This window comes from Pseudomonas putida (assembly GCF_050989985.1).
Classification (GTDB): Bacteria; Pseudomonadota; Gammaproteobacteria; order Pseudomonadales; family Pseudomonadaceae; genus Aquipseudomonas; species Aquipseudomonas putida_AI.
The window spans coordinates 2,362,846-2,383,286 of record NZ_CP158815.1 but is presented as its reverse complement, the minus strand read 5'-3'; the positions used below and the strand labels follow the sequence as shown (position 1 = coordinate 2,383,286).

The following is a 20,441-nucleotide window of genomic DNA, read 5'->3' as shown; positions in this document are numbered from 1 at the left end:
ATGGAAAAATCAAAACTCTTGTCGCCAGAACATTAATGGGTCAGTCTCGAATCGTCGGCTTTGCCAATGATCCCGCGGGCTCTGGCGCCAGACAAATGGATATTCCTGCCGCTATCGATGACTTTTACGAATGAATTACCGCCACCTCACCCCTTCCATGTCGTTATTGCTGGCCTTTGAAGCCGCCGCGCGACATGAAAGCTATACCCGCGCCGCCACGGAACTGTCCCTGACCCAGAGCGCCGTGAGCCGGCAGGTCCAGGCGCTGGAGCAGCAACTGGGCCTGAGCCTGTTTCGCCGCGAAGGCCGGCAAGTGCAACTGACCGATGTCGGCCGCCTGTATCAGCGGGAGTTGAGTGAAGCCCTCGGACGCATTCGCAGCGCCACCTTGCAGGCCATGGCCTATCAATCAGGCCGTGGCACCCTGCGCCTGGCCACCCTGCCCACCTTCGGCTCGAAATGGTTGTTGCCGCGCCTGCATGACTTCTACAAGACCCACCCCGGCATGCTGGTGCACATCAATTCGCGCATTGACGCCATCGACTTCGAAACCAGCGGCATCGACGCGGCGATCGTCGTCGGCGCCAACGACCTGCCGGGGTTGATCAGCCATCGCCTGCATACCGAAGAACTGATGGTGGTCATCTCGCCGGAAACAGCCGGGCTTTATGACGACTGGACACCCATGCGCATTGGCGGCCAGACGCTGCTCAACGTCGCGAGCAACGCCAATGTCTGGGGTGAGTGGTTCAGCCACCACGGCCTGCCGCACCGAATGATGCGCTTGGGACCGAGCTTCGAACTCACCTCGCACTTGATCCAGGCCGTCAGGGCCGGCATCGGCATCGGCCTGGTGCCGCGCATCCTGGTGACCGACGAACTGGCCGCCGGCGAACTGATCAGCCTCGACCAGCCCTTCGCCAGCCAGCGCAGTTACTACCTGGCGTACCCGCCGCGCAACGAAATGCTGCCCTCGCTGGTTGCGTTTCGGACCTGGTTGCTGGAGCAGATCTGAGCCCCACGACACAAGCACTTCGCATCACCCTGTCGGCAATCGCTGACTATGCTTTGGCGCACGGGCAGCCCACGGCGAAGTGATACCCTGCGCGCCGCTCTGTCACCCATTACATGGAAAGCCGGCCTATGAAATCACTTCACTCGTTTACCCGCGCCCTTGCCCTCGCATCGCTCGTGACCAGCGCCAGCCTTGCAGCCCATGCGCAAGAGGTGCCGCTGAACAGCGAAGCCTCGAGTGAACACTTTCAAACGCAGGTGCTGGCTGTCGATTCGGCCAAGCACCAGGTCACCATCGAAGGCCTCGACAAGCGCCCGGTTCCCTTCCAGCTCACCGATCAGGCCAAGGCGCTGCACAATCTGAAAGTCGGCGACAAGGTCGATATTCGCGTGACCCGTTCGATCGATTACGTGCTGGACACCGACATCAATGGCAAGCCTGCGGTCAGCAATGACACCTGGGTGAACCGCGCCTCCCCTGACAACCTCCCGGGCGGTGAGATGTATCGCACCGTCAAGGTGACGTTGAAGGTCACTCGCGTCGACGTGGCGAACAATCAGGTGGTCCTGCTGCACCCCGATGGCAATGAGCAGATCGTCACCGTGGTGGATCCGAAGGTGCAGGCACATCTGAAGGACTTCCGGGCGGGACAGACGGTCGAAGCCATTCATACGGAAGTGCTGAAGGTTGAAACGTCGCGCTAGCGTGCACGACATCAATCACCTGTAGGAGCGAGCTCGCTCGCGATGAACCTGAGAGCGCCGCGGGGTGTCAGGCTGCCAGCGTTATCGTTTGCCTCCATCGCGAGCAGGCTCGCTCCTACAGGGATTAGGGGGTGGTCAACAGCTCGCTGATCCACCGCACCTGACGGGTGATGTCCTGCACGGTCGCTTCGGGTACCGCTTGCTGTGCCTTGGCGAAGCCGTTCAGGGTCTTTCGCTTCTGGCGCAGCCTGCGCTGCCACTTGTCGAGGAATGCCGGGCTGCGGGCCTGCATTTGCAGCGGCCCGAAGTAGAGTTCTTCGGCGGTGTAGGTCACAGGTCCGGCGCGCTCGGCGACGATGATTTCGTAGTCGAAGCGGTTTTCCCGCAGCACTTCTTCAAAGAGGATGCGGTAGCCGTTGTCCATCAGCCATTGCCGCAAGGGTTGTTCGCCGCCGTTGGGTTGCAGGATCAACCGCTCCTGACCGCTCAGGCGCGCCTTGCCGCTGTCGAGGATGTCGCGAATTGTCTCGCCCCCCATGCCGCACAGGCTGATCGCGGTGATGCCGTCGGCAGACTCGATGGCCGCCAGCCCGTTGGCCAGGCGCACGGTGATCTGCCCGTCCAGGCCGTTTTCACGGACGGTCCGTGCCGCAGCGTGGAACGGCGTCAAGGCCACCTCCCCCGCCACCGCCGCCGTGATCACGCCACGGTGCATCAACGCCACCGGCAGATAACCGTGGTCGGAGCCGATATCCGCCAACCGCGCCCCCGCCGGCACATGCGCCGCCACGCGCTCCAGGCGCATGGACAATGTCTGTTCGTTCAACTGCAACCCCTTTCTACCGCGAACGTCCGGCACCCTGGGCCGGATCGGGGGGCGATTTTGTCGGGCAATGGCGTGTTTTACAAATTCAGGCGACCGGGGTCATGCAATCAGAGTGCGAGTAATGGTTCAACACCATCGCGAGCAGGCTCGCTCCCACAGGATTCCCGGTTCGACCAATGACCAGTGTGGGAGCGGGCTTGCTCGCGAAAGCGTCAGGTCAGTCACTATTGATGTCGGCTGACACGACGCTTTCGCGAGCAAGCCCGCTCCCACATGGGGAAATGGTGTACTCGAATCGCTGGTTCGACATGGAAAACCTGTAGGAGCGAGCCTGCTCGCGATGATCTCAAATGCGCCGCGTTTACCCGAATGGGCCACATCGAGAGCCTCAGCGGGCGGTTTGAGCCACCGACCGTTCGAGCCAGTCCTCGAAGTGAATGGAACCCAGCAGAGAATTCCGGCCAGGTGTCAGCGACTGATCGTCAAGCACGGCCCCGAAGTAGTGGGCATGCACGTCCGGCACCACTTTGCGGTCATCCCGGGTGATGCGCAGGAAACGCCTGATCAACTCATCCAGGGGCATCGCCTCGGGACCGGCGATTTCCACGGTGCCGTTGACCGGCGGTTGCAGGGTGATTTCGGTCAATGCCGCTGCCACGTCGTCGGAGGCCATGGGCTGGATCAGCGCCGGGGAAAGGAAGACCTGCTCGCCGACCGTGGACGATTGCGCAATGCCGCCGACAAATTCGAAGAACTGCGTGGCCCGCAGGACCGTGTAAGGCACGGCCGATGCCTCGATCATCTCTTCCTGGGCGACCTTGGCCCGGAAGTAACCGCTCTCGGGCAGCCGATCGGTGCCGACCACCGACAGCGCGACGTGATGACGTACGCCGGCCACTGCTTCGGCGGCCAGCAGGTTGCGCGTCGAGGTCTTGAAAAAATCGAGCACCGCCTGATCTTCCCAGACCGGCGCGTTGGACACGTCGACCACGATTTCCGCGCCCTCCAGAGCCTCGGCCAGGCCCTCGCCGGTGACGCTGTTGACGCCCGTCCTGGGCGAAGCGGCGAGCGCTTCATGGCCGCGCTTACGCAGGTTCTTCACAAGTTTCGATCCAATGAGGCCGGTGCCTCCAATTACGACAATCTTCATGGCGGCTCTCCAGTTGTCGACGGCACCCATTTGCCGTCGGGGTAGGTGCAGATTGCCTGCACGCCTGGGGCAAGTCCTTGTGCCGGCCTTGAGTTTCCCTTTGGAGAGTCTTGGTTTTTCGTCCAACGCCAGCGGTGTGCGACAGCGCTTGCCTGCCGTATCATCGACATCACGCACTTACGCCAGCTCGGACACGGAGTCGGGGGGCATCCGGACAGGGGTTTCTCACTTTGCCATTCGTGTTTGAAGATTACGTACTCGATCAGGAACGCCGGGAGCTGACCCTGCGCGGGCAGGTCGTGACCGTCGGGCCGCAGGTCTTCGACCTGTTGTTGCTGCTGATCAGCAACCACGAACGGGTAGTCAGCAAGGATGACCTGCTCAAGGCCGTGTGGGCCGGGCGCATCGTCTCCGAATCGACCATCACCAGCCACATCAACGCGGTGCGCAAGGCCATCGGCGATACCGGCGAGGAACAGCGCCTGGTGCGCACCGTGGCGCGCAAGGGTTATCGCTTTGTAGGCCAGCTGAAGGCCGACGATATCGGGCCTTTGACCGAAGAGCCGGACATCAACCCAACCACGCCAGTCGACCTGCCAGAGCCCTCACCCGCACTGGGCCTGCCGGACAAGCCCTCCATCATGGTCCTGCCCTTCCACAATCTCAGTGGCGACCCGGAGCAGGAGTATTTCGCCGACGGCATGGTGGAGGACATCACCGCCGCCCTCTCGCGCATCCGCTGGCTGTTTGTCATCGCGCGCAATTCCAGCTTCACCTTCAAAGGCCGCTCGGTCGACGTCAAGGGCGTCGGCCAGGAGCTCGGCGTGCGCTATGTGCTGGAGGGCAGCGTGCGCAAAAGCGGGAACAAGGTGCGCATCACCGGGCAACTGATCGATGCCAGGAGCGGGACGCACATTTGGGCGGAACGCTTTGAGGGGCTGCTCGATGACATTTTCGAGCTGCAGGACCAGATAGCCGAAAGCGTGGTGGGCGCCATCGCGCCGCAACTGGAACGGGCGGAAATCGAACGCGCCAAGCGCAAGCCGACGGAGAGCCTGGACGCCTACGACTATTACCTGCGCGGCATGGCCAAGCTGCACAGCGGCACCCGTGAGGCGCTGGAGCTGGCACTGCCGCTGTTCTACAAAGCCATCGAGCTCGATCCGGAGTTCGCCTCGGCTTACGGCATGGCTGCCTGGTGCCACTTCTGGCGCAAATTGAATGGCTGGTTGACGGACCGTGATCGAGAAATTGCCGAGGGCGTGCGCCTGGCACGCCTGGCCGTGGAGCTGGGTCGGGATGATGCAGTGGCCCTGACCCGCGGCGGCCATGCGCTGGCCCATCTCGCCGGCGATGTCGATGGCGGCATCGCCCTGCTCGACCGGGCACGCCTGCTCAACCCCAACCTGGCCCCGGCATGGTTTCTCGGCGGTATCCTGCGCACGCTGCGGGGGGACACCGAGTCAGCCATCAAGGATTTGACCCATGCCGCGCGCCTGAGCCCCGTGGACCCGGAGATGTACAGGATGCAGGTGGGCATGGCCCTCTCGCATTTCTTCGCCGGGCGCTACGACTGCGCCACGGAATGGGCGGAAAAGGCCTTGAGAAACCTCCCTACCCTGCTGCCTGTCGCGGCGCTGTTGCCCGCCTGTCATGCCCTCAGTGGCCGGATGGACAAGGCCGCCCAGGCGATGCAGCGCCTGCACGAACTGGATCCTGCCCTGCGCATCTCCCGGCTCAAGGACTGGCTGCCGATCCAGCGACCGGAAGATCTCGCGCGGTTCAGCGAAGGACTGCGTCTGGCCGGGCTGCCTGAATGAGGGCGCTGCGCCACAGGACATCATCATGGGTGTGCATTTCGCTGTATCAATCGCGTCAATGTTCACCATCACATCAATGAAGTTCTCTTAAAAATCCTGCCGCGTAACATCTGCTCCATACCAACCCATTACACCCCGGAGCACACGATCATGAAACGCCAGACCCTCCTCAGCATCGCTTTCTCGGTTTTCGCAGTTAACGCTTTTGCCGCTACTTCTGCCCAACCTGTGGTCGCTGAAGGCGGCTCGGATCGTCTGATCGAAAGCCGTGTGGCTGAAGGCGGTTCTGATCGTCTGCAACAGAATCGTGTCGCTGAGGGTGGCGCTGATCGCCTGCTGGAAAAACGTAATGCAGTAGCTGCCGATGGTTCGGATCGCTTGAAAGGCAACGAAGTTGCAGCTGACGGCTCTGACCGCCTGCAAGGCAACACTGTCGCTGCCGATGGCTCCGACCGCCTGCAAGGCAACACCGTTGCCGCCGATGGTTCCGACCGTCTGCAAGGCAACACCGTCGCCGCCGATGGCTCGGATCGTCTGCTGCGCAACCTGGTCGCTGAAGGCGGTGCCGATCGCCTGATCAAATACCGCGCTGCATAAACAGCCCGCTGCATCGCAGTACCCACAAAAAGCCCGGCCTGATCAGCCGGGCTTTTTCGTGCCCGGGATTGTGGGCGATCGACTGTAGGAGCGAGCTTGCTCGCGATGGACGTCAACGATAACGCTGGCTGCCTGAACACCCGCGTTGTCTGGGCCTGCATCGCGAGCAAGCTCGCTCCTACAGGGTTATTCTGTGCTGCCCATATCCGACGGAGATACCTGTGCCGCCCCTGACTGCCCGCGAGGTGTACCAGCAATTGCGCGACGCCGCCCTGGAACTTCGCCCGCTCACCTCACTGGATGAACACCCCGGCCCCGGCCCGATGCGCGTCGACATCGAAGGCTGGCGATTGACCCTCGATATGGACGGCATTCACCTGCGCCACTGCCTGCATTGCCAGAGCCCGGACGGTCGGGTGTTCGATGGCGGGCAGCGCTTCGGCACCGACCCGGTGAGTTTGCTCAGCACCTGGGAACTGGCGCAGATCGAGCGTTTGCTCGCTCTGGCCTGACTCCCCCCGCTGCGCTTGTGTATCGGCGCTGACACTCTTGAACTATCGTTCATCTACCTCGGCTGTGTTACATAGGCCTGAGTGCTCCCGTGTCCAAGAGGTTTGCTTATGTTTCACTGCCCACGCCTGCCGCAATTGCTGACCTGCGCCCTGTCCTGCCTGCTCGCCGGTGTCACCCATGCCGCCGCGCCCTCCCCGGCACCCGAGGCACTGCAACCCTTGCTGGCCACCATCAACGAGCGCCTGAACATCGCCGATGAGGTCGCGCTGACCAAATGGGACAGTGGCAAGCCGATCCAGGACACCGCCCGCGAGGCGCTGGTGATCGCCAACGCCAGGAAACAGGCCACCGAGCACAAGCTGAACCCCGATGAGGCGGCCGATCTGGTCGCGGCCCAGATCGAAGCCAACAAACTGGTGCAATACGGTTTGATCGCGCAATGGCAAGCCGCGCACCGGGCACCTGATGTGCCACGGCCGGACCTCAACAAGCTGCGGCCGAAACTGGATCAGCTGCAGATCCTGATGCTGCAGCAATACGCCGCCTTCGCCCCCTATCGCGTCGACCCGCAATGCCCGGTCTGGCTGGCGGAACAACGCTCCGGCCTGATCAAGGACGCCCTGCACGGCCAGGCCCTGATCCGCGCCACCGGGGAGTTGTGCGTGACGGATCAATAACCCCCTATTTCCCTGTAGGAGCGAGCCTGCTCGCGATGGAGGTCAACGATGACGCTGGGTACCTGATTCCCCGCGTTGCCCTGGCGTCCATCGCGAGCAAGCTCGCTCCTACAGGGAAAGCCGCGTTTCCCCACCCATTGACTGCATCAATAGTCACCATTAACTCAATGAAGTTCTCTTAAAAACTGCACGGCGTAACATCTGCTCCATACCAACCAAGAACACCCCCGGAGCACACGATCATGAAACGCCAAACCATCCTCAGCATCGCTTTCTCGGTTTTCGCAGTTAACGCTTTTGCCGCTACCTCCGTTCAACCCGTAGTCGCTGAAGGCGGCTCGGATCGTCTGATCGAAAGCCGTGTGGCTGAAGGTGGTTCTGACCGCCTGATTGAAAATCGAGTGGCTGCCGATGGTTCTGATCGCCTGCAAGGCAACACCGTCGCCGCCGATGGTTCCGACCGCCTCCAAGGCAACACCGTTGCCGCCGATGGCTCCGACCGCCTGCAAGGCAACACCGTCGCTGCCGATGGCTCCGACCGCCTGCAAGGCAACACCGTCGCCGCCGACGGCTCCGACCGTCTGCAAGGCAACACCGTCGCCGCCGATGGCTCCGACCGCCTGCAAGGCAACACTGTCGCCGCCGATGGCTCCGACCGCCTGCAAGGCAACACCGTCGCCGCCGATGGCTCCGACCGCCTGCAAGGCAACACCGTCGCTGCCGATGGCTCCGACCGCCTGCAAGGCAATACCGTCGCCTGAATACATCGCTGCGCTGCAACACCCACAAAAAGCCCGGCCTGATCAGCCGGGCTTTTTCGTGGGTGTTTAAACAACGTTCAACATCTTCGGAAGTGTCCTGCGTCAAGGCGAGAGGCATCCCCACCCATTAAGGGATCAGGCTGATATTCGTGGCACGCGTTATCCATTGAAATGTCAGACGAAAAATTCAGTTGGCTGAAGCGGTTTCACGCCGCCCATCAAGCTGAAGTTGACCCAAGAGTCTCGGCTCGACCAGAATGCTGGAGGTAGCGCCAATGTAGCTACAAATTGACGATGAGGTGATAACCATGGGTGCATTACTGAAAACGACGGACGTGCGTTGCCGCATTGATGAGGAATTGAAAGCGCAAGCGACTGAAGTCTTGAGCGCCTGCGGCCTGAGCATCAGTGATGCCATGCGTCTTTTTCTTCGTCAGGTCGTGGCGACTCAGGGCCTCCCGTTTGAGGTTCGCGTCCCTTCGGAGAAAACCGCACGCGCCATGATGCAAGCAAGAGAGATTCGGCAGCGGTTCGACTCCGTGGACGAAATGCTGAGGGATGCAGATGGCGAAACCGGAGAAAAAGCAAAAGCGCGCTGAGCTGCCCAGGCAATGTGCACAGACCTCGGAATTCAAGAAGTCGTGGGAACGCTACAAACGCGCCGGGCGCCGTGACATGAATGAAGTTCGACAGGTGATGGTCATGCTTTTTCTGGGAGAGACACTACCAGCGGAGTATCTGGACCATGCATTGTCGGGAGACTGGGCTGGTTTTCGAGAGTGTCATATCGGGGGTGACTTCTTGATGATTTATGAACACACCCGTCCCGACCTGCTGACATTTGTCGATCTCGGAAGCCACTCTGAACTGTTCAAATAACGCCCTGTCCCGCCCCCTGTAGGAGCTGTCGAGTGCAACGAGGCTGCGATCTGTTGATCTTCAAAATCAAAAGATCGCAGCCTCGTTGCACTCGACAGCTCCTACACAGCACCTACACAGCACCTACACAGCTCCTAAACAGCACCTACACAGCCAAGTGTTCCGACGATGGACGCATGACCGCTTTTCGAGCGAATCTACGGCTTCCCTCTCTGGACCCCTCCCAATGAGCAAAACCGAAACCCTGGCCAAAATCATGCTCGGTCCCCTGCTACTGATGCAGGGCGCCTATACCCGTCGGGTCACGCCGAAGTTGCCGGAGGCCGAGGGCGAGCGCGAAGGTACGGTCGGCGATGGCGATGTTTTGCGCTTGTTGATCCTCGGCGACAGCGCTGCGGCGGGGGTCGGGGCGGCGACCCAGGGTGAAGCGTTGAGCGGCCAGTTGGTCAGTCGCCTGGCCAGGACGCGCCGAGTCTGCTGGTCGCTGCGGGCGCAGTCGGGGCTGGATTCGCAGGCGCTGCTCGACCGACTGGAGCAGCACGCGCCGGAACCTTTCGATGTGGTGTTGCTGTCCATCGGCGTCAACGATGTCACCAGTCTGCTGTCGGCGGATCAGTGGATCGCCCGCCAACGACAGCTGATAGACGTGCTGACCGACAGGTTCGCGGTCCGCCTGATCGTCTTCTCCCCGCTTCCACCCATGCATCTGTTTCCGGCCCTGCCACAACCGCTGCGCTGGTACCTGGGCCATCGCGCCGCGCGTTTCAATACGCATCTCGCGCAGCTGGCCAATCGCACGAATAACTGTAGGATGCTGACGACCCATCTGGCGCCCGTGGCGGGCTCCATGGCGCGGGACGGTTTTCATCCGGGCCCGGCGATCTACAGTGCCTGGGCCGACGACGCCGCGCAGCTGATCGCCAGGCATCTGACCGACACCGCATCAGGCAAGCTTTGAACAACAACAAAAAACAGGAGTTGACCATGTCTGAACTGCAACTGCACCCCAAGGCCGCCGAGTCCTTGAGCCTGTGGCACGCGATGATCCGCACCGGCGACCTCAAGGCCCTGCCCAGCCTGCTGGACCCGCAAGCGGTGTTCCGCTCGCCGATGGCGCATACCCCGTATCCGGGCGCGCCGGTGGTGTCGATGATTCTCAACACGGTGTCCAAGGTGTTCGAAGACTTTGCCTACCACCGTGAACTGGCGACCGCCGACGGCTTGAATGTCATCCTCGAATTCAGCGCCAAAGTCGGTGAGAAACAGCTCAAGGGCATCGACATGATCCGCTTCAACGAGCAGGGCAAAATCGTCGATTTCGAAGTGATGGTCCGGCCCATGAGTGGCTTGCAGGCCCTGGGCGAGGAAATGGGCAAGCGCCTCGGCGCTTACCTGGCCGCCAGCAAGGCCTGATCGTTGTGCAGCGCCGGTCGGGATTTGGGCACTACCTGCAACTCGACCGGCTCACACAGAAACGCACTGCAACGCGAGCGCAACCAGCGTTCGCCCGGATCGTTGTGCGCCGCCGCGCGCCACACCATTGAAAGCTCCTGCACCGGCAGTGACAGCGGCGCCGGTTCAGCCCGCATGCCTCCCACCGATGCCATCGCCTTCGCCACGTAATCCGGCACGATCGCCAGCAAATCACTTTGCGCCAGCAACACCGGCAGCGCGCTGAACTGCGGCACGGTGAGCACCACCTTGCGCTGGCGACCCAGCAGGCTCAGGGCCTGGTCGGTGTCATCGGTGGCGCTGCCCATGGACGACACCACGGCATGGGGGCGTCGACAGAATTCATCCAGCCCCAGGACGCCGGGTCGACCATCGGCCCGCAGCAGCACCGGCCGGATCGGCCGCAGGGATTTGCGGCGGGCATTGGCCGGCAGGTCAAGGGTGTGGCTGATACCCATGGAGATGTCGCCATTGACCAGCCGTTGCGTCATCTGCTGCTGGTCGACCCGCCGCACGACCAGGCTGATGTTCGGCGCATCGAGCCGCAGCTGCCGCAACAGCCTGGGCAACAGCGCGTATTCGACATCATCGGAAAGCCCGACATGAAAGGTCGCCTCGCTGGTACGCGGATCGAACGACTGGCAGCGGCTCAACGCAGCAGCGATGCCGTCCAGCGCCGGCGACAGGTTGGCGAAGATTTCCTCGGCCCGCAGGGTCGGTTCCATGGCCCGCCCGCAACGGATGAACAACGGGTCGTCGAACAGCACCCGCAATCGGCTCAGTGCACCGCTGATGGTGGGCTGCCCGAGGAATAGTTTTTCGCCGACGCGGCTGACATTCCGCTCATGCATCATCGTCTCGAAAACCACCAGCAGGTTGATGTCGGCACGACGCAGGTCATTTCTGTTCATGGGATTCGCTACCCGGCACGCGGCCATAGAGTTCGGGAAGGTACCTGCACAGGTTATGGCCAAGCGCTGAAAACGTCTGTCGTACATGGGGTCAGCGAGATCATGCGATGGGTGCGCACGCTAATACTCGCGTATAGCCAAGGCTCGGCGGCGGCTACCGGTCAACCTGGAAAAAACCCAATGCAATAAATGGCTTATGAGGGTGACGTGGCAGATTTTTCGGGTTTTTTGTCCTAACCGAATGAAAACCGTTGCTCCTAGCATAGCGATGCGATTCACCGCCCAGCCCAAAGAAAAAGACGAGGCGCGCATGATCGATTCGAAAACGGAAAAACCTGCGCATGCCCGCCGCGCGCAATCCTTTTTGACGCCTTCATTCTTGAAAGAGAGCTTCAGCAAGATGCTGTTCAACGCCGGCCAAAGGACAACCCGCCCCAAGATCGCTTTGAGCCCCAAACCCTTTGAAAACATGCTCGTCTGGCTGATGGGACTGATCGTGGCCTGCGGGATCATCATCAATACCGAAACCCGCGCCGACTTCCCCACCGCCGCCTTGTGCATTGCGGTGCTGTTGATGGCGATCAACCTGTTTTCGATCGGCACGGTGATCGTCGTCGCGCTGCTTGGCATGCTGATGCTGACGGCGCCGTTCCTCTACCACGGCGGTTTCGAAAGCTGGGACAGGGCGGCGGACTTTTTCCGCGACCTGAGCCTGCTGGCGGTGGTCGCCCTGCTGGCCCTGCGCAGCAAAAAAACCTGCGATGGCTTGCAGCACCGAGTGATTTATTTTTCCGGCTCCCAGCAACTGAGCCAGACCGGCTGCATGGGCTTTCGTAGCGGCCGCGAGCAATTCTCCTGGTCGGAACAGTCCGCACGGATCTACGAATACCCGGTGGACGTCAAACCCACGGTGTCGATGATCCTGGCGCGGACCCACCCTGCGGATGTGAAGATGTTGCGGGCAGCTTTCGAGAAAGCGGCACGCCGAGAACCGCTGATCGAGGTCAAGCATCGACTGTTGATGCCCGATGGACGCATCAAGCATGTGCACATGACCGCCACCCCGCTCAACAGTCATCTGGGCTATATCGACTACCTTGGCGCGCTGCGCGATGTGACCGCCAGCAAGCTGGCCGAAGAAGCGCTATGCCGGGCCCAGACCCAATTGGCCCATGTATCCCGTGTGACCTCCCTGGGGGAGCTGGCGGCGTCCATTGCCCATGAAGTCAATCAGCCGTTGGCCGCCATTACCAGCAGCGGCGAGGCTTGCCGCAACTGGCTGAGCCGCCCGGAGCCCAACCTGGTTGAGGCACGCCAGTCACTGGAGCGGATCATCAGCAGCTCCAATCGCGCCAGCGAAATCACTCGTCGCGTCAGGGCGTTGTCGCGCAAATCCGATCCGCTGCGCCAGAACGAATCGCTCAACGACATCGTCAACGAGACCCTGAGCCTGGTGCGCTACGAACTGGCCCACCACAAGATCAATCCGACCATCGAGTTGAGCGCCTTCGGCGGCCAGGTCAACGCCGATCGCGTGCAACTGCAGCAGGTGATCATCAACCTGATCATCAATGCCTGCCAGGCCATGGACGCGATCACCCCGGACGAGCGCTCCCTGAGCATCCGCACCTGGGTCCAGGACAACGAGGTGGTGCTGGAAGTCGCCGATCGAGGCCCGGGCATCCCGGCCGAAGTCCTGCCGCATTTGTTCATGCCGTTTTTCACCACCAAGGAAAACGGCCTGGGGATGGGCCTGTCCATTTGCCGCTCGATCATCGACTTCCACGAAGGGCGGATCTGGGCCACCAGCACCCCCGGCCAGGGCAGCTCGTTTCTGTTCGCCCTGCCCATTCGGGTCGTCAACGATTCGGGCTTTGCCGCGGCCATCTAATACCTTGGTATGAAACGGGTATACCAAGGCGTTGTACCAATACCCGCAGGTATGAATGCCTCAAGCCGCACATGCACTTAATGTAGCGCCCTACGCAAGGACCACAGCGCGGGGCGGTTGCACGTCCAACCCCTTGGGAACAAGCAATGAACGAACAACACCCCACCAACAAAATCACGCCGGGTGAATCCATGGTTTTCGTCGTGGACGACGATGCGCCCCTGCGTGAATCCCTCGGCAGCCTGTTGCGCTCCATCGGCCTGCGGGTGGAGCTGTTCGGCTCGGTTGCCGAATTCATGAAATACCCACGCACCGATACGGTCAGTTGCCTGGTGCTGGACGTGAGACTGCAAGGCAGCAGCGGCCTGGACTTTCAAAACGAACTGGCCGCCGCCGGCATCAACGTGCCCATCGTGTTCATCACCGGTCACGGCGACATCGCCATGACCGTGCGGGCGATGAAAGCCGGGGCCGTGGACTTCCTGACCAAGCCCTTTCGCGAGCAGGACCTGATCGATGCAGTGTGCGCCGCCCACAGCCGCGACAAACAGCGTCGCGAATCCGAGCGCCATGCCGATGAGTTGCGTGGCCGCCACCAGACACTGACCGCGCGGGAGCAAACCGTCATGGCCCTGGCGGCCTCGGGCCTGATGAACAAGCAGATTGCCGGGGAAATCGGCCTGAGCGAAATCACCGTGAAAATCCACCGGGGCCAGGCCATGCGCAAGATGGGCGCACGTTCATTTGCCGATCTGGTGCGCATGGCCGAAGTGATCGCGGCCCAACCAACTGCCAGGTGACTATACCCACGTATACTGTGCGCCTTTTCAGGACAGCGTATCTTGCAATGATGGCGGACGGCCTCTAAGTGTTCTCCGCTACCAGGCAGGACACAACTATGCGCAATGATGCGATCATTTCCGTCGTTGATAACGATGAATCCGTAAGAATGGCGCTGGACAGTTTATTGCGGTCCAGCGGATATACCGTGCGCACCTATGCCGGGGCCCACGAGTTCCTCTTTTCCGATGGACCGACAAAAACCTTCTTGTTGATCTCGGATATTCAAATGCCAGACATGGACGGCATTGCGATGTATGAAGAACTGTCCAACAGAGGCCTTCATATTCCTGTCATTTTCATCACCGGAAACCCTGACGCACAGCGCCCGCCTTGCGCCAGCGCCATGGCGCCGCTGGCATTTTTCCCCAAACCCTTTTCCACCGAAAAGTTGCTTGCCTGTATTGAAACAGCACTCTTTTGATGCAATTAGTCCGGCCAATTGCCTTTAACTAACACCTTGGTATAACCCGCTAATACCTACTCATACTCCGAATGACCCTATGTAGAAGTGTCAAAGACCAATCCCACGAATAACATTCAGTCCAGATTGAAGCCCAACCCTGCCTGGCGTTGTTTAACGACAACGTAATAACAGGCCATCGAGGTCGAGCTTTTATCGCAATACCTTTTTCACGCCCTCGATCGTTATTCAGGAGCTCAAACAATGAAACAGCAGATTTTGATTATTGGTGCCGGTTTCGGTGGTGTCTGGAGCGCATTGAGTGCTGCCCGCCTGCTGGACCAGCACGATCGAAACGACGTCGAAATCACCGTGCTGGCTCCACAGGCCGAGCTGCGCATTCGCCCGCGCTTCTATGAGCCGAACGTTCACAACATGAAGGCGCCGCTGAACGATTTGTTCAACGCCGTGGGCATTAAATTCGTCCAGGGTTCGGCCGAAACGATCGACGAGAAAAACAAGCAGGTCGGCTACGTCAAAGCCTCTGGCGACCAGGGCCAACTGAGCTACGACCGCCTGGTACTGGCTGCTGGCAGCCACCTGATGCGCCCACCGGTCGAAGGCATGCTCGAGCACGCGTTCGACGTCGATACCATCGAATCGGCCGCGCAACTGGAAACCCACATCAAGGCACTCAAGGACCAGCCGGCCAGCGCCTCGCGCAACACCGTGGTCGTCGCCGGCGGTGGTTTCACCGGTATCGAAACCGCCACCGAAATGCCGGCGCGCCTGCGTGCCGTACTGGGTGAAAACGCCGATATCCGCGTCATCGTGGTCGACCGCGCCCCGCAGATCGCCGCGACCCTGGGCGATGGCATTCGCCCATCGATCATCGAAGCGTCGGAGCACCTGGGGATCGAGTGGATCGTCGATGCCACCGTTGCCTCGGTGGATGCCGGTGGCGTCACCCTCGCCGATGGCCGGCGCATCGAAGCCAGCACCGTGATCTGGACCGTGGGTTTCCGCGCAAGCCCGCTGACCGAACAAGTAGAAGGCGCCCGTGACCACCAGGGTCGCCTGCATGTCGACCAGAACCTGAAAGTGCGCGGTCACGCCAACATCTACGCCAGCGGCGACACCGCCTACGCCGCCACCGATAACCTGGGCAACTTTGCGGCGATGTCCTGCCAGCATGCGATTGCCCTGGGTCGCTATGCCGGCAACAACGTCGCCGCCGATCTGCTGGGCGTGGAACCGATGGCCTACAGCCAACCCAAGTACGTGACCTGCCTGGACCTGGGCACCTGGGGCGCGGTGTTCACCGAAGGCTGGGATCGCCAGCTCAAGCTGGTCAAGCAGGAGGCCAAGGACCTCAAGACCCAGATCAATACCGTTTGGATCTACCCACCGGCAGCTGATCGCGCCGCTGCGCTGGCCGCCGCCGACCCGTCGATTCCGGTGGCCTGATCCAGCCACACGGGGTTGCCCGGACCACACCCGGGCAACCCCGTTCGCCGCGCACGGCCATGGCACCTGCAGACGCTTGGAAAGGAGATCGACATGTATGATTTTTTTGAACGTCCCTTTCGGGTCCTGAAGTTATCCAACTTCCTGCTGATTGGCGGCCTGGTCGCGCTGGTCGTCGGCGCCACACTGGCCTACGGCCTGGACCAGTACCTGTCGTTGCCCGGCCTGATCACCGCCCACGCCATGACGATTCTTGGCCCGACCGCCATCAAGCTGGGCTACGTCATGCGTTTGCAGTCCTTCAATCGCCTGCGAAGAGATGCAGCCGCTCATCTGCATGATTTCGCCCGATGATTGAACTGAACCTATGTTGAACACCCAATCCCGTCCAGCCTACTCCTTGCTGTCCGGGACATTTCCCAAGCGCCCGCCACTCGTTTTTCTGGCGGGCGTTTTTTCTTTGGTTTCAACCACCCGCACAGATTGAGAAGCGCTGAACACCTGCAGAACAAACCTCATGAAGAGTTTGCCCGGCATCACAAGTGCCGCGCGAGTTGCCGTTAGATAGCAAAAGCCCGGAAGAACAAATGTCTATCATCAAACGCTGCAAAAAACTTTTTACATCGGATGCCATGGCCTGGTTAGCCGCCATAGCGGTCGGCAGCATGATCTTCATTATCAACACGACACTGGACGCCGATGTCGTCCCGACACTGCTCTACATCACCCTGGTGTTCATGTCGGCGAGTATTTTTTCCGTCCCCGTCTTCGTCACCGTCGCCGTCACTTCCATCGCTTTCTTGACCTTCAGCTTCATCGCCGATGCCGGCTATCGCGACGAAAAACAGATCTCCGCGTTCGTGCGCTGCCTGGTCGCACTGACCACCATCACGCTGTTGGCATTGCGCAGCAAACGCTCCTCCGAAAGCCTGCGGCGCAAGGAAGCGTTCTTCCTGGGCGCGCAAAAACTCAGTCACACCGGCAGCATCGCTTTCATCATCGACAAGGATGAAACCCTCTCGTGGTCCGCCGAATCGGCGCGCATCTTCGAATATCCAGCGGACGTCACGCCCAACGTCGCCATGATCAAGGACCGCACCCACCCCGACGACCTGTCCGTCGTCGACTACGTGCTGGAGCGGGCGACACGCCAGGAAAAACACCTGGAAGTGGAGCATCGCCTGCTCATGCCCGACGGGCGCATCAAACACGTGCACATGATCGCCAACCCGCTGTTCAACCATGACGGACGCATCGAATACGTCGGTGCCGTGATGGATGTCACTGCTTCCAGGCAGGCCGAAGAGGCGCTGTTTCACTCACAGGCGAAGCTGGCCCACGTGACACGTGTAACGTCCATGGGCGAACTGGCCGCCTCCATTGCCCATGAAATCAACCAGCCGCTGGCGGCGGTGATCACCAGCGGTGAGTCCTGCCGGCGCTGGATCAACCGTCCCGAGCCGAACCTGGACGAAGCACGCCGATCACTGGACCGGATCATTCAGAACTCCTGCCGGGCATCGGAAGTCATCGCCTGCATCCGCGCGCTGTCGCGCCAGAGCGACGTGCAGCGCAAGACGGAAGTGTTCGACGATATCGTCAGCGACTCGTTGAACCTGATGCAGCATGAAATCTCCAGCCATCAGGTTCGCCTGTCCGTGCAAGCGCAGGCTCTGGACGCCTGCGTGAACGCCGACCGAGTGCAACTGCAGCAGGTGATCATCAACCTGATCATCAATGCCTGCCAGGCCATGGCCGACATCCACGACCGGCCACGCATCCTGCGCATCAGCACATCGGTGCGAAACAACGAAGCCGTACTGGAAGTCGCCGACAGTGGCACCGGCATTGCGCAGGACATCCTCGCCACCCTGTTCGACCCCTTTTTCACCACCAAACAGAATGGCCTGGGCATGGGGTTGGCGATCTGCCGTTCCATCATCGAATTCCACGGCGGTCGCATCTGGGTCGCCAGCACCGTGGGTGTCGGCACGCAGTTTCTGTTTGCGATCCCGCTGGCCACCCTGCAACTCGATGAATAACCCGCTTCCACACTTGAATCCGCCAACCGGAAAGATGGAGACCTGCCGTGACATCCAATGAAGTAAGCCGCCGTCCCGAACCCGCCCCGACTGAACAGGCACCACCGCGCACCATCGTGTTCGTGGCTTACCCGAACATGGGTCTGCTGGACCACACCGGAGCCCAGACGGTTTTCTATGCGGCGAACCATTACCTGAAGGAGCTTGGCTTGCCGGGTTACACCCTGTACACCGCCAGCATGGACGGCGAGCCCGCCCCCACCGCCGAGGGCCTGGTGGTACAAACCCGGCACCTGGGCGAACTGGCGCAAGAATCAATCGACACCGTGATCGTCCCCGGCTCTCCGCAGATCCGTCAGGCCATGGCCGACAACGTCGCGCTGGTGGAATGGCTGCGCGTCACCGCGCCCCAGACCCGGCGCATGGCGTCGGTGTGCAGCGGCACCTTTTTGCTGGCCCAGGCCGGCCTGCTCGATGGCCTGCGCGTGGCGACCCACTGGTTGATGGCGGACATGTTCGAGCGCCTGTTCCCGCAGATGGAACTCGACCGTGAGGCGATTTTCGTGCAACAGGGATCGATGTGGACCTCGGCCGGCATCAGCGCCGGCATCGACCTGGCCCTGGCGCTGGTCGAAGCCGATTGCGGACGTGAATTGGCGATGCAGGTGGCCCGGCGGATGGTGGTGTACTACCGGCGTCCGGACAATCAGGACCAGTGGAGTCCGCTGTTGCAATCGCAATACTCGGCCAATACCTGATGAGCATCCCCCCTGTAGGAGCGAGCATGCTCGCGATGGACGACTGAACACCACGGGATGCCAGGCTGCCCGCGTTATCGTTGACGACCATCGCGAGCAAGCTCGCTCCTACAATCTGCGCTGCAACAACCACTGAAACAGCCCGCTGCGCTTGATCTCCACCGGCTTTTGCATGACCAGGGTTTCGCGGATTTCCTGGCGCTGGTCCTGCAAGTGGCTCAAGGCGGACTTCAAATCGCCCAGGTGTTCCAGCTGGTTGCCGAACACGGCTTTTTCGATGCGGAATAGCCGTCCGCTGGTGATGCTGCGGAACTCTCCTCGCGACGGTTTATCGGCCAGAATCCCCTCCTCGCCCAGGACCTCACCCGGCCCCATGCGCCCCGCTTCCACCAGTTTTTCATCGTCGTGGATCGCCACCGACACCACCCCGGTACTGATGATCATCAGGCACTCGGCCACTTCGCCGAATGCGAGGATGACCTCGTCAGCCTGGTAGTCCACCGGCCTCATTTCACCGGCCAGACGATCGCGTTCATCGCTACTGAGCGAACGGAAGATCCGCACGTCCTCCAGCAACTGGCGCGGGCGGTTCCAGCGCTGTTCTTCCTGGCCTTGGCCCCAGGTGACGCCCGCGGCTTCGAGGTGCCGATGGGCGAGGTCGAACATCAGGTTGCACACTTCGTTCTTGTGCTTGGCCGAAGCGATAAAGCCCTTGAGCTCGTACTCGGTGTAGTCCAGGTGCGAGCTTTTGACCGAGACCTTGGCCGAGCGCGTTTGCAGCAGCGCCCGGGTCCCGCGCAAGGTTTTTTCCAGGGCATCGATTGCCCGTCGCGGGCGCACGCTGCTGGGCACGGCAATAGTCACGCTGATGCCGTTCACATCCTCCGGGCGACTGAAATTGATGATCCGCGCTTTCGCCGCCACCGAGTTGGGCACCACCGCGATACCGCCCATGTCGGTCATCAGGTGGGTGGTGCGCCAATCGATCTCCACCACCGTGCCCGAGGTGCCATCGATGGAGATCCGGTCATTGAGCTGATACGGCTTGGTGGTGTTGAGCACGATCCCGGAAAACACATCGCTCAAAGTGCTTTGCAGCGCCAGGCCGACAATGATCGCCATCGCCCCGGACGTCGCCAGCAGGCCCTTGACCGGCAACTGCAACACGTACGCCGCCGCAGCCACGATGGCGATCAGGAAAATCACCGCGCCCATCAGGTCGTAGAGCAGGCGCGCACTGTGCCCGGCACGGGACATCAGGCCATAGCCGAGGATGATGGTCAGGGTCCTGGCCGCGAACAGCCACCAGCCGATCCCCAGCACCGTGCCCATCAGGTTGAGGATGGCGTCTTCCGGCCACAGCGGCGGTTGCAGGGGGCTGATCCCGGCCGCGGTCATGACCGCGCTGAACGCCACGAAAATGACGATGCGCAGGCACAGGCGCAGGTTGTGCCGCGCGGTGCCTATCAACTGCCAGAGCGCCAGATCGATCAGGATCAGAATGACACCGCAGATCAACGGGTGAGCCTGCAGGAAGGTGAACATGAATGGTTTCTCCGCAGCCCTGTTACCCGGCAGATTAGAGTCGATTCGAAGGCAGGCGCGCGCCCCCGCCTTGCGCACTCAACGGTCTTGGCACTGTAAAGCGCCCGATTGCACAGGGCACTTCTACCTCAGTGCTAGCCACTCATACTCCGGTATGGCGAGCCTTACCCCATGTGCTAGGCCAGTGTCC

The 20,441-nt window shown here is 61.2% G+C and carries 23 protein-coding genes; 18 read left to right on the top strand and 5 right to left on the bottom strand.

The window, feature by feature from the left end; all coding sequences use genetic code 11:
* The first annotated feature begins 130 nt into the window (after positions 1–130).
* Positions 131–1,015 carry a LysR substrate-binding domain-containing protein gene (locus ABTV29_RS11065; RefSeq protein WP_433770130.1) on the top strand — a complete coding sequence of 295 codons (885 nt, stop codon included), beginning with the start codon at positions 131–133 and terminating at the stop codon, positions 1,013–1,015.
* A gap of 128 nt (positions 1,016–1,143) precedes the next feature.
* Positions 1,144–1,719, top strand: a complete 576-nt coding sequence (locus ABTV29_RS11060) for a hypothetical protein (RefSeq protein ID WP_433770128.1) — start codon at positions 1,144–1,146, stop codon at positions 1,717–1,719.
* 124 nt (positions 1,720–1,843) lie between these two features.
* Here the strand turns inward: ABTV29_RS11060 and ABTV29_RS11055 are convergent, their stop codons facing one another.
* Both ABTV29_RS11055 and ABTV29_RS11050 read right to left on the bottom strand, forming a co-directional pair.
* Positions 1,844–2,545: a tRNA (adenine(22)-N(1))-methyltransferase gene (locus tag ABTV29_RS11055; RefSeq protein WP_433770126.1), complete on the bottom strand. Its 702-nt coding sequence runs from the start codon at positions 2,543–2,545 to the stop codon at positions 1,844–1,846.
* 388 nt (positions 2,546–2,933) lie between these two features.
* Positions 2,934–3,695 carry an SDR family oxidoreductase gene (locus tag ABTV29_RS11050; RefSeq protein WP_433770124.1) on the bottom strand — a complete coding sequence of 254 codons (762 nt, stop codon included), beginning with the start codon at positions 3,693–3,695 and terminating at the stop codon, positions 2,934–2,936.
* Between the two features lie 230 nt (positions 3,696–3,925).
* Here ABTV29_RS11050 and ABTV29_RS11045 point away from each other — a divergent pair, with 230 nt between their 5' ends.
* The 9 genes from ABTV29_RS11045 (at position 3,926) to ABTV29_RS11005 (ending at position 10,355) form a co-directional block, all read left to right on the top strand.
* A complete protein-coding gene (locus ABTV29_RS11045) occupies positions 3,926–5,515 on the top strand; it encodes a winged helix-turn-helix domain-containing tetratricopeptide repeat protein (protein ID WP_433770122.1) in 1,590 nt (529 codons plus the stop codon).
* Positions 5,516–5,665: 150 nt separating this feature from the next.
* Positions 5,666–6,112, top strand: coding sequence for a hypothetical protein (locus ABTV29_RS11040; RefSeq protein WP_433770120.1), 447 nt, complete (start codon positions 5,666–5,668; stop codon positions 6,110–6,112).
* A gap of 221 nt (positions 6,113–6,333) precedes the next feature.
* A complete protein-coding gene (locus tag ABTV29_RS11035) occupies positions 6,334–6,624 on the top strand; it encodes a DUF7693 family protein (RefSeq protein WP_433770118.1) in 291 nt (96 codons plus the stop codon).
* 108 nt (positions 6,625–6,732) lie between these two features.
* Complete coding sequence (locus ABTV29_RS11030) at positions 6,733–7,302, top strand: chorismate mutase (RefSeq protein WP_433770116.1); 570 nt, start codon at positions 6,733–6,735, stop codon at positions 7,300–7,302.
* 242 nt (positions 7,303–7,544) lie between these two features.
* Positions 7,545–8,063: a hypothetical protein gene (locus tag ABTV29_RS11025; protein ID WP_433770114.1), complete on the top strand. Its 519-nt coding sequence runs from the start codon at positions 7,545–7,547 to the stop codon at positions 8,061–8,063.
* A 308-nt stretch (positions 8,064–8,371) separates the two neighbouring features.
* Positions 8,372–8,662, top strand: a complete 291-nt coding sequence (locus ABTV29_RS11020; RefSeq protein ID WP_175380259.1) for a type II toxin-antitoxin system RelB/DinJ family antitoxin — start codon at positions 8,372–8,374, stop codon at positions 8,660–8,662.
* The gene (locus tag ABTV29_RS11015; protein ID WP_433770112.1) at positions 8,622–8,942 is read left to right on the top strand and encodes a type II toxin-antitoxin system YafQ family toxin; all 321 of its coding nucleotides are present in this window, start codon (positions 8,622–8,624) and stop codon (positions 8,940–8,942) included. The genes ABTV29_RS11020 and ABTV29_RS11015 overlap by 41 nt, the downstream gene beginning before the upstream one ends.
* A gap of 226 nt (positions 8,943–9,168) precedes the next feature.
* The gene (locus tag ABTV29_RS11010) at positions 9,169–9,900 is read left to right on the top strand and encodes an SGNH/GDSL hydrolase family protein (RefSeq protein ID WP_433770110.1); all 732 of its coding nucleotides are present in this window, start codon (positions 9,169–9,171) and stop codon (positions 9,898–9,900) included.
* Between the two features lie 26 nt (positions 9,901–9,926).
* A complete protein-coding gene (locus tag ABTV29_RS11005; RefSeq protein WP_433770108.1) occupies positions 9,927–10,355 on the top strand; it encodes a nuclear transport factor 2 family protein in 429 nt (142 codons plus the stop codon).
* On the opposite strand, the gene ABTV29_RS11000 is transcribed toward ABTV29_RS11005, so the two are convergent.
* Entirely contained in the window at positions 10,331–11,305 is a 975-nt protein-coding gene (locus tag ABTV29_RS11000) for a LysR family transcriptional regulator (RefSeq protein ID WP_433770106.1), read from the bottom strand. The two genes, ABTV29_RS11005 and ABTV29_RS11000, sit on opposite strands and share 25 nt — an antisense overlap.
* A gap of 310 nt (positions 11,306–11,615) precedes the next feature.
* On the opposite strand from ABTV29_RS11000, the gene ABTV29_RS10995 reads away from it, so the two are divergent.
* The 5 genes from ABTV29_RS10995 to ABTV29_RS10975 all read left to right on the top strand — a co-directional run bounded on the left by ABTV29_RS10995 (position 11,616) and on the right by ABTV29_RS10975 (position 16,260).
* On the top strand, positions 11,616–13,196 hold the full coding sequence (locus tag ABTV29_RS10995; protein WP_433770104.1) for a sensor histidine kinase: 1,581 nt from the start codon (positions 11,616–11,618) through the stop codon (positions 13,194–13,196).
* Between the two features lie 146 nt (positions 13,197–13,342).
* Positions 13,343–13,996, top strand: a complete 654-nt coding sequence (locus tag ABTV29_RS10990; protein WP_433770102.1) for a response regulator transcription factor — start codon at positions 13,343–13,345, stop codon at positions 13,994–13,996.
* 98 nt (positions 13,997–14,094) lie between these two features.
* Positions 14,095–14,460, top strand: a complete 366-nt coding sequence (locus ABTV29_RS10985) for a response regulator transcription factor (RefSeq protein ID WP_433770100.1) — start codon at positions 14,095–14,097, stop codon at positions 14,458–14,460.
* A 243-nt stretch (positions 14,461–14,703) separates the two neighbouring features.
* On the top strand, positions 14,704–15,906 hold the full coding sequence (locus ABTV29_RS10980; RefSeq protein WP_433770098.1) for an NAD(P)/FAD-dependent oxidoreductase: 1,203 nt from the start codon (positions 14,704–14,706) through the stop codon (positions 15,904–15,906).
* 93 nt (positions 15,907–15,999) lie between these two features.
* Positions 16,000–16,260 carry a transmembrane sensor/regulator PpyR gene (locus tag ABTV29_RS10975; RefSeq protein ID WP_433770096.1) on the top strand — a complete coding sequence of 87 codons (261 nt, stop codon included), beginning with the start codon at positions 16,000–16,002 and terminating at the stop codon, positions 16,258–16,260.
* 112 nt (positions 16,261–16,372) lie between these two features.
* Here the strand turns inward: ABTV29_RS10975 and ABTV29_RS10970 are convergent, their stop codons facing one another.
* Positions 16,373–16,582 carry a hypothetical protein gene (locus ABTV29_RS10970; protein WP_433770094.1) on the bottom strand — a complete coding sequence of 70 codons (210 nt, stop codon included), beginning with the start codon at positions 16,580–16,582 and terminating at the stop codon, positions 16,373–16,375.
* On the opposite strand from ABTV29_RS10970, the gene ABTV29_RS10965 reads away from it, so the two are divergent.
* The gene (locus tag ABTV29_RS10965) at positions 16,572–17,948 is read left to right on the top strand and encodes an ATP-binding protein (protein ID WP_433770092.1); all 1,377 of its coding nucleotides are present in this window, start codon (positions 16,572–16,574) and stop codon (positions 17,946–17,948) included. The two genes, ABTV29_RS10970 and ABTV29_RS10965, sit on opposite strands and share 11 nt — an antisense overlap.
* A gap of 47 nt (positions 17,949–17,995) precedes the next feature.
* The gene (locus ABTV29_RS10960) at positions 17,996–18,706 is read left to right on the top strand and encodes an AraC family transcriptional regulator (RefSeq protein ID WP_433770091.1); all 711 of its coding nucleotides are present in this window, start codon (positions 17,996–17,998) and stop codon (positions 18,704–18,706) included.
* Between the two features lie 108 nt (positions 18,707–18,814).
* On the opposite strand, the gene ABTV29_RS10955 is transcribed toward ABTV29_RS10960, so the two are convergent.
* On the bottom strand, positions 18,815–20,251 hold the full coding sequence (locus tag ABTV29_RS10955; protein ID WP_433770089.1) for a mechanosensitive ion channel domain-containing protein: 1,437 nt from the start codon (positions 20,249–20,251) through the stop codon (positions 18,815–18,817).
* Between the last annotated feature and the right edge of the window lie 190 nt (positions 20,252–20,441).

Bases quoted from the DNA above. Each gene is read 5' to 3' on its own strand.
- ABTV29_RS10955 (WP_433770089.1), bottom strand. From the start codon at position 20,251: ATGTTCACCTTCCTGCAGGCTCACCCGTTGATCTGCGGTGTCATTCTG.
- ABTV29_RS10975 (WP_433770096.1), top strand. From the start codon at position 16,000: ATGTATGATTTTTTTGAACGTCCCTTTCGGGTCCTGAAGTTATCCAAC.
- ABTV29_RS11010 (WP_433770110.1), top strand. From the start codon at position 9,169: ATGAGCAAAACCGAAACCCTGGCCAAAATCATGCTCGGTCCCCTGCTA.
- ABTV29_RS11020 (WP_175380259.1), top strand. From the start codon at position 8,372: ATGGGTGCATTACTGAAAACGACGGACGTGCGTTGCCGCATTGATGAG.
- ABTV29_RS10970 (WP_433770094.1), bottom strand. From the start codon at position 16,582: ATGAAGATCATGCTGCCGACCGCTATGGCGGCTAACCAGGCCATGGCA.
- ABTV29_RS11000 (WP_433770106.1), bottom strand. From the start codon at position 11,305: ATGAACAGAAATGACCTGCGTCGTGCCGACATCAACCTGCTGGTGGTT.
- ABTV29_RS10990 (WP_433770102.1), top strand. From the start codon at position 13,343: ATGAACGAACAACACCCCACCAACAAAATCACGCCGGGTGAATCCATG.
- ABTV29_RS11030 (WP_433770116.1), top strand. From the start codon at position 6,733: ATGTTTCACTGCCCACGCCTGCCGCAATTGCTGACCTGCGCCCTGTCC.
- ABTV29_RS10965 (WP_433770092.1), top strand. From the start codon at position 16,572: ATGATCTTCATTATCAACACGACACTGGACGCCGATGTCGTCCCGACA.
- ABTV29_RS11040 (WP_433770120.1), top strand. From the start codon at position 5,666: ATGAAACGCCAGACCCTCCTCAGCATCGCTTTCTCGGTTTTCGCAGTT.
- ABTV29_RS11065 (WP_433770130.1), top strand. From the start codon at position 131: ATGAATTACCGCCACCTCACCCCTTCCATGTCGTTATTGCTGGCCTTT.
- ABTV29_RS10980 (WP_433770098.1), top strand. From the start codon at position 14,704: ATGAAACAGCAGATTTTGATTATTGGTGCCGGTTTCGGTGGTGTCTGG.
- ABTV29_RS10995 (WP_433770104.1), top strand. From the start codon at position 11,616: ATGATCGATTCGAAAACGGAAAAACCTGCGCATGCCCGCCGCGCGCAA.
- ABTV29_RS11015 (WP_433770112.1), top strand. From the start codon at position 8,622: ATGCAGATGGCGAAACCGGAGAAAAAGCAAAAGCGCGCTGAGCTGCCC.
- ABTV29_RS11025 (WP_433770114.1), top strand. From the start codon at position 7,545: ATGAAACGCCAAACCATCCTCAGCATCGCTTTCTCGGTTTTCGCAGTT.
- ABTV29_RS11050 (WP_433770124.1), bottom strand. From the start codon at position 3,695: ATGAAGATTGTCGTAATTGGAGGCACCGGCCTCATTGGATCGAAACTT.
- ABTV29_RS10985 (WP_433770100.1), top strand. From the start codon at position 14,095: ATGCGCAATGATGCGATCATTTCCGTCGTTGATAACGATGAATCCGTA.
- ABTV29_RS11060 (WP_433770128.1), top strand. From the start codon at position 1,144: ATGAAATCACTTCACTCGTTTACCCGCGCCCTTGCCCTCGCATCGCTC.
- ABTV29_RS11005 (WP_433770108.1), top strand. From the start codon at position 9,927: ATGTCTGAACTGCAACTGCACCCCAAGGCCGCCGAGTCCTTGAGCCTG.